Annotated in this window: 1 protein-coding gene; it reads left to right on the plus strand. The window is 68.8% G+C overall.

Going from position 1 to position 6,333, the window contains the following annotated elements; translation table 11 throughout:
* On the plus strand, nucleotides 1-6,333 hold a 6,333-nt coding region (locus tag D7X30_RS41165), incomplete at both ends, for a non-ribosomal peptide synthetase (RefSeq protein WP_120568445.1).

A 6,333-nucleotide genomic window follows, 5' to 3' on the forward strand; every position in this document is an offset into this window, starting at 1 on the left:
TCAGCGTCAACGCGCCGCTCTCCTTCGACGCCTCCGTCAAGCAGCTCATCCAGGTGCTCGACGGCCACACCCTCTGCATCATTCCCGACGAGGCCCGCGCTGACGTCGGTGAGCTCGTCAACCGCATCGAGAAGGACGCCCTCGACGTCCTCGACTGCTCCCCTGCGCACCTGCGCCTGCTCGTGGATGAAGGGCTGCTGGAGCGCAAGGCAACTCCCCGCCGCGTCCTCGTGGGCGGTGAGGCCGTGGACCCCGCCACCTGGCGTCACCTCGCCCAGGCCCCGCGCCCGCGCGTCTTCAACGTCTACGGCCCCACCGAGTGCACCGTCGACGCCACCGCCTGCGCCTTCGATGCGTCTCCCACGCCCACCATCGGCAGGCCCCTGCCCAACGTCCGCGTCTACGTGCTGGACGGCACGCTGCGCCCCGTGCCCGTCGGCGTCGCGGGCGAACTCTTCATCGGTGGTGAGGGCGTCGCGCGCGGCTACCTCAACCGGCCGGAGCTGACAGCGGACCGCTTCATCCCGGATGCCTTCTCCTCCACGCCTGGTGCCCGCCTCTACCGCACCGGCGACGTGGTGCGCTGGCGCGCCGACGGGATGCTCGACTACCTGGGCCGTGCCGACTTCCAGGTGAAGGTCCGCGGCTTCCGCATCGAGCTTGGTGAAATCGAGTCCTGCCTGCTGAAACACCCTGCGGTGCATCAGGCCGTCGTCCTCGCCCGCGAGGACGTGCCCGGTGACAAGCGACTCGTCGCCTACGCCGTCACCGGGACGGGAGAGTCCCTGGACTCCACCGAGCTGCGCACCTTCCTCAAGCAGCACCTGCCCGAGTACATGCTGCCCTCCGCCTTCCTGGTGCTGGAGGCCTTGCCGCTCAACACCAACGGCAAGGTGGACCGCAAGGCCCTGCCCGCGCCCCAGGGCACGTCGCTCGCATCCACTTTCGTCGCGCCGCGCACGCCCGCCGAGGAGCAGCTCGCAGCCCTCTTCATGCAGGTGCTGCGCGTGGAGCGCGTGGGCGTCCACGACGACTTCTTCGCGCTCGGTGGTCATTCGCTGCTGGCCACCCAGCTCGTCTCCCGCGTGCGCGCCACGTTCCGCGTGGAGCTGCCGCTGCGGGCCCTCTTCGAAGCGCCCACCGTGGCCACGCTCACCGAGCGGCTCCAGACAGCCACGCCGAACCTCCACCTGCCCGCGCCCACCCAGACGCACGCGGACGGCCCTCGGCCGTTGTCCTTCGCGCAGCAGCGGCTGTGGCTGTTGGATCAGCTCCAGCCTGGGGACGCGTCGTACAACATCCCCACCGCGCTCCAGCTCTCGGGGCAGTTGGACGTGGAGGCGCTGCGCCGCGCCTTCGAAGCGCTCGTCCAGCGCCACGAGGCCCTGCGCACCACCTTCCACGAGCACCAGGACCAGCCCATCCAGAACATCCACGCGCTCAGCGGTTGGACGCTGCCGCTCGTGGACCTCTCCGCCCGGCCTGACGCACTCCGGGAAGAAGAGGCGCGGCGGATGGCCGACGAAGAAGCGCGGAGGCCGTTCGACCTCGCCAGGGGCCCGCTGCTGCGCAGCACGTTGGTACGGCTGGGACAGGACTCGCACCTGCTGCTGGTGACGATGCATCACATCGTCTCCGACGGCTGGTCCATGGGCGTGCTCGTCCGGGAAGTGGCGACCTTCTACGCGGCCTTCTCCACGGGCCAGTCGCCCTCGCTCCCGCCGCTGCCCGTGCAGTACGCGGACTTCGCGACGTGGCAGCGGAACTGGCTCCAGGGAGAAGCCCTGGACGCGCAGATCCACTACTGGAAGCAGCAGCTCTCCGGAGCGCCCGCGGCGTTGGAGCTACCCACGGACCACCCGCGTCCGCCCGTGCAGTCGCACCGGGGCGACTCGGTGGACGTGCGCATTCCCAAGCACCTCACGGATGCCCTCAAGGCCCTCTCCCAGCGGGAAGGCGCCACGCCGTTCATGACGTTGCTGGCGGCGTTCCAGGTCCTCCTGTCGCGCTACTCCGCACAGGACGACGTCAGTGTCGGTTCCCCCATCGCCGGCCGCACCCAGGCGGAGACTGAAGGCCTCATCGGCTTCTTCATCAACACGCTCGTCCTGCGCGCCCAGCTGAACCCGCGCGCGACGTTCCGCGAGTTGCTGGCCCAGGTGCGAGGCACGACGCTCGCGGCCTACGACCATCAGCACCTGCCGTTCGAGAAGCTCGTGGAGGCCGTGCAGCCCACGCGCGACCTGAGCCGCAGCCCGCTCTTCCAGGCCATGTTCGTCCTGCAGAACACGCCCACCGAAGCGCTGCGTCTGCCGGGCCTGTCCTTCCAGTCCCTGCCGCAGGAAGCGCACTTCGCCAAGTTCGACCTCTCCTTGGGTCTGCGTGAAGGCCGGGACGGGTTCGTCGGCACGTTCGAGTACGCGACGGACCTGTTCGACGCGGCGACCCTCCAGCGCATGGCCGGACACTTCGGTGTGCTGCTGGAGGCCATTGCGAAGAAGCCGGACACGAAGCTTGGCGACCTGCCACTGCTCACCGACACGGAGCGCAAGCAGGTCCTCATCGACTGGAACCTGTCTGCCTCGCAGATGCCGGGCGAGCCCAGCATCCCCGCGATGGTGGAAGCCCAGGTGCGTCGCACACCGGATGCGCTGGCCGTCATCACGCCCGAGCGGCAGCTGACGTACCGGGAGCTGGACGCGAAGGCCAATCAGCTCGCGCACCGTCTGCGTGGACTGGGTGTCGGGCCCGAAGTCCGCGTCGGCCTGTGCGTCGAGCGCACTGAAGACCTCGTCATCGGCGCGCTTGGCATCCTCAAGGCTGGTGGTGCCTACGTGCCTCTGGATCCCAGCTACCCGCGTGAGCGTCTGGGATGGCTGCTGGAGGACGCACAGGGCCCCGCCCTCGTCGCGCATTCGCACCTGCTCTCGGCACTGCCCGAAACCTCCACCACGCCCGTGTGCCTCGACTCGGACGCAGAGCTGGCGAAGCAGCCGACGACGGCGCCCACGGTGGACATCCACCCAGGCCACCTCGCCTACCTCATCTACACCTCTGGCAGCACCGGCCGTCCCAAGGGCGTCGCCATCTCCCATGGCAACGCCGTCTCCTTCCTTCACTGGGCCTTGGAGACCTTCTCGCCGGAGGAGCTGAAGGGCACGCTCGCCGCGACGAGCCTCAACTTCGACCTCTCCGTCTTCGAACTCTTCGCTCCGTTGAGCAGTGGTGGTGCGGTGGTGGTGGCGCGCAACGCTCTGCACCTGGCGGAGCTGCCCACCGCGTCCCACGTCACCCTCGTCAACACCGTGCCCTCCGCCATGGCGCAGCTGCTGCGTCTGGGTGCGGTGCCTCCGAGTGTGCGCGTCATCAACCTCGCGGGCGAAGCCCTGCCGGAGACGCTCGCCAAGCAGGTCTACGCGGTGCCCACCGTCGAGAAGCTCTACAACCTCTACGGGCCCTCCGAGGACACCACCTACTCCACGGCCTCCCTCGTCGGCCGTGACGAAGTGCCTCTCATCGGCCGTCCACTGCCCGCGACGCGCGCCTACGTGCTGGACGCCTCGTTGCAGCCGGTGCCCGTCGGTGTCGCAGGCGAGCTGTACCTCGCCGGCGAAGGTCAGGCGCGTGGCTACCTGCTGCGCCCGGAACTCACCGCGGAGCGCTTCGTCCCGGAGCCTTACGGTCCTCCCGGTGGCCGCATGTACCGCACGGGCGACCGCGTCCGTTACCGCATGGACGGGCGCCTGGAGTACCTCGGCCGCATCGACTTCCAGGTGAAGGTGCGTGGCTTCCGCATCGAGCTGGGCGAAATCGAAGCCGCTCTCCGTCGCGCGCCGGGCATCAAGGACGCCGTCGTCGTCGCCAGGGGTGAGGCCTCCGACAAGCGCCTCGTCGCCTACGTCACGCCCAAGGCGAATGCCTCGCTGGAAGTGGAGGCCCTCAAGACGCACCTGCGCCAGGGCCTCCCCGAGTACATGGTCCCCGCCACCTTCGTGGTGCTGGACGCGCTGCCCCTCAACTCCAACGGCAAGGTGGACCGCAAGGCCCTGCCAGAGCCGGAGGCGCCCCAGTCCGGTCACACCTATGAAGCGCCGCGCACGGAAGTCGAAGCGAAGCTGGCCTCCATCTGGGCCGAAGTCCTGCGCCTGCCCCAGGTGGGCGTGAAGGACTCGTTCTTCGAGCTGGGTGGACACTCGCTGCTGGCCACCCAGGTCGTGTCGCGGGTCCGCGCGGAGTTCAGCGTGGAACTCCCCCTGCGCGCGCTCTTCGAGTCCCCCACGGTAGAGGCGCTCGCCGGGCGGCTGCGCGGGAGCGCGACCTCCCAGGCTCCGAAGCTCACCCGCGTCTCGCATGACGGTCCGCTGCCGTTGTCTTTCGCCCAGCAGCGGCTGTGGCTGTTGGATCAGCTCCAGCCTGGGGACGCGTCGTACAACATCCCCACCGCGCTCCAGCTCTCGGGGCAGTTGGACGTCGAGGCCCTGCGCCGTGCCTTCGAGGCACTCGTTGCCCGCCACGAAGCCCTGCGCACCACCTTCCACGAGCACCAGGACCAGCCCATCCAGACCGTCCACGCTTCCAGTGGTTGGACACTGCCGCTCGTGGACCTCGCCACCCAGCCGGAAGCGCTGCGAGAGGAAGAGGCGCGGCGACTGGCCAACGCGGAAGCACGACGGCCGTTCGACCTCGCCAGAGGCCCGCTGCTGCGCAGCACGCTGGTGCGGCTGGCCGAGGACTCACACCTGCTGCTCGTGACGATGCACCACATCGTCTCCGACGGTTGGTCCATGGGCGTGCTCGTCCGGGAGATGGTGGCCTTCTACGAGGCCTTCTCCACGAACAGCACGCCGGCTCTCGCGCCGCTGTCCGTGCAGTACGCGGACTTCGCGGCCTGGCAGCGAAACTGGCTCCAGGGAGAGGTCCTGGATGCACAGCTCCATTACTGGAAGCAGCAGCTCGTGGGAGCCCCCGCGGCGTTGGAGCTGCCCACGGATCGTCCGCGTCCGCCCGTGCAGTCACACCGGGGCGCCACGGTGGACGTGCACATCCCTTCGGAGGTCTCTCACGCGCTCAAGGCCCTGGCACAGAGGGAAGGCGCAACGTCCTTCATGACGTTGCTGGCTGCGTTCCAGGTGCTCCTGTCGCGCTACTCCGCGCAGGATGACGTCAGCGTGGGCACGCCCATCGCCGGCCGCACCCAGGCGGAGACCGAAGGCCTCATCGGCTTCTTCATCAACACGCTCGTCCTGCGCACCCAGCTGAATCCTCGCGCGACCTTCCGCGAGCTGCTGTCCCAGGTCCGAGGCACGACCTTCGCGGCCTTCGAGCACCAGCACCTTCCGTTCGAAAAGCTCGTGGAAGCCGTGCAGCCCACGCGCGACCTGAGCCGCAGCCCGCTCTTCCAGGCCATGTTCGTCCTGCAGAACACGCCGAATGAGGCACTGCGTCTGCCGGGGCTGTCCTTCCAGGCGCTACCGCTGGAAGCACACTTCGCCAAGTTCGACCTCTCCCTGGGTCTGCGTGAAGGCCGGGACGGATTCGTCGGCACGCTGGAGTACGCGACGGACCTGTTCGACGCCGAGACCCTCCAGCGTATGGCCGGACACTTCGGTGTGTTGCTGGAGGCGATTGCCACGAAGCCGGACACAAGGCTTGGCGACCTGCCGCTGCTTACGGATGCCGAGCGCCAGCAGCTCCTCGTCGAGTGGAATCCCCCTGCATCACAGACGCCGCAGGAATCCAGCATTCCAGCCATGGTCGAGGCACAGGCGCACCGCACGCCGGATGCGCTGGCCGTCATCACGCTCGAGCGGCAGCTGACGTACCGGGAGCTGGACGCGAAGGCGAACCAACTCGCCCACCGCCTGCGTGGACTGGGCGTCGGGCCTGAAGTCCGCGTCGGCCTGTGCGTCGAGCGCACTGAAGACCTCGTCATCGGTGCCCTCGGCATCCTCAAGGCCGGTGGTGCCTACGTGCCGCTGGACCCCAGCTACCCGCGTGAGCGTCTGGGCTGGCTGCTGGAGGACGCACAGGGCCCCGCTCTCGTCGCGCATTCGCATCTGCTCTCCGCCCTGCCGGAGACCTCCGCCACGCCGGTGTGCCTCGACTCGGATGAGGAGCTGGCGAAGCAGCCGACGACGGCTCCGCCGGTGGACATCCACGCCGGGCACCTCGCCTATCTCATCTACACCTCCGGCAGCACCGGCCGTCCCAAGGGCGTCGCCATCTCCCACGGCAATGCCGTGAAGTTCCTCCATTGGGCCCTCGCCACGTTCTCTGCCGAGGAACTGAAGGGCACCCTCGCCGCGACGAGCCTCAACTTCGACCTCTCCGTCT

This window comes from Corallococcus sp. AB011P (assembly GCF_003611605.1).
GTDB lineage: Bacteria > Myxococcota > Myxococcia > Myxococcales > Myxococcaceae > Corallococcus > Corallococcus coralloides.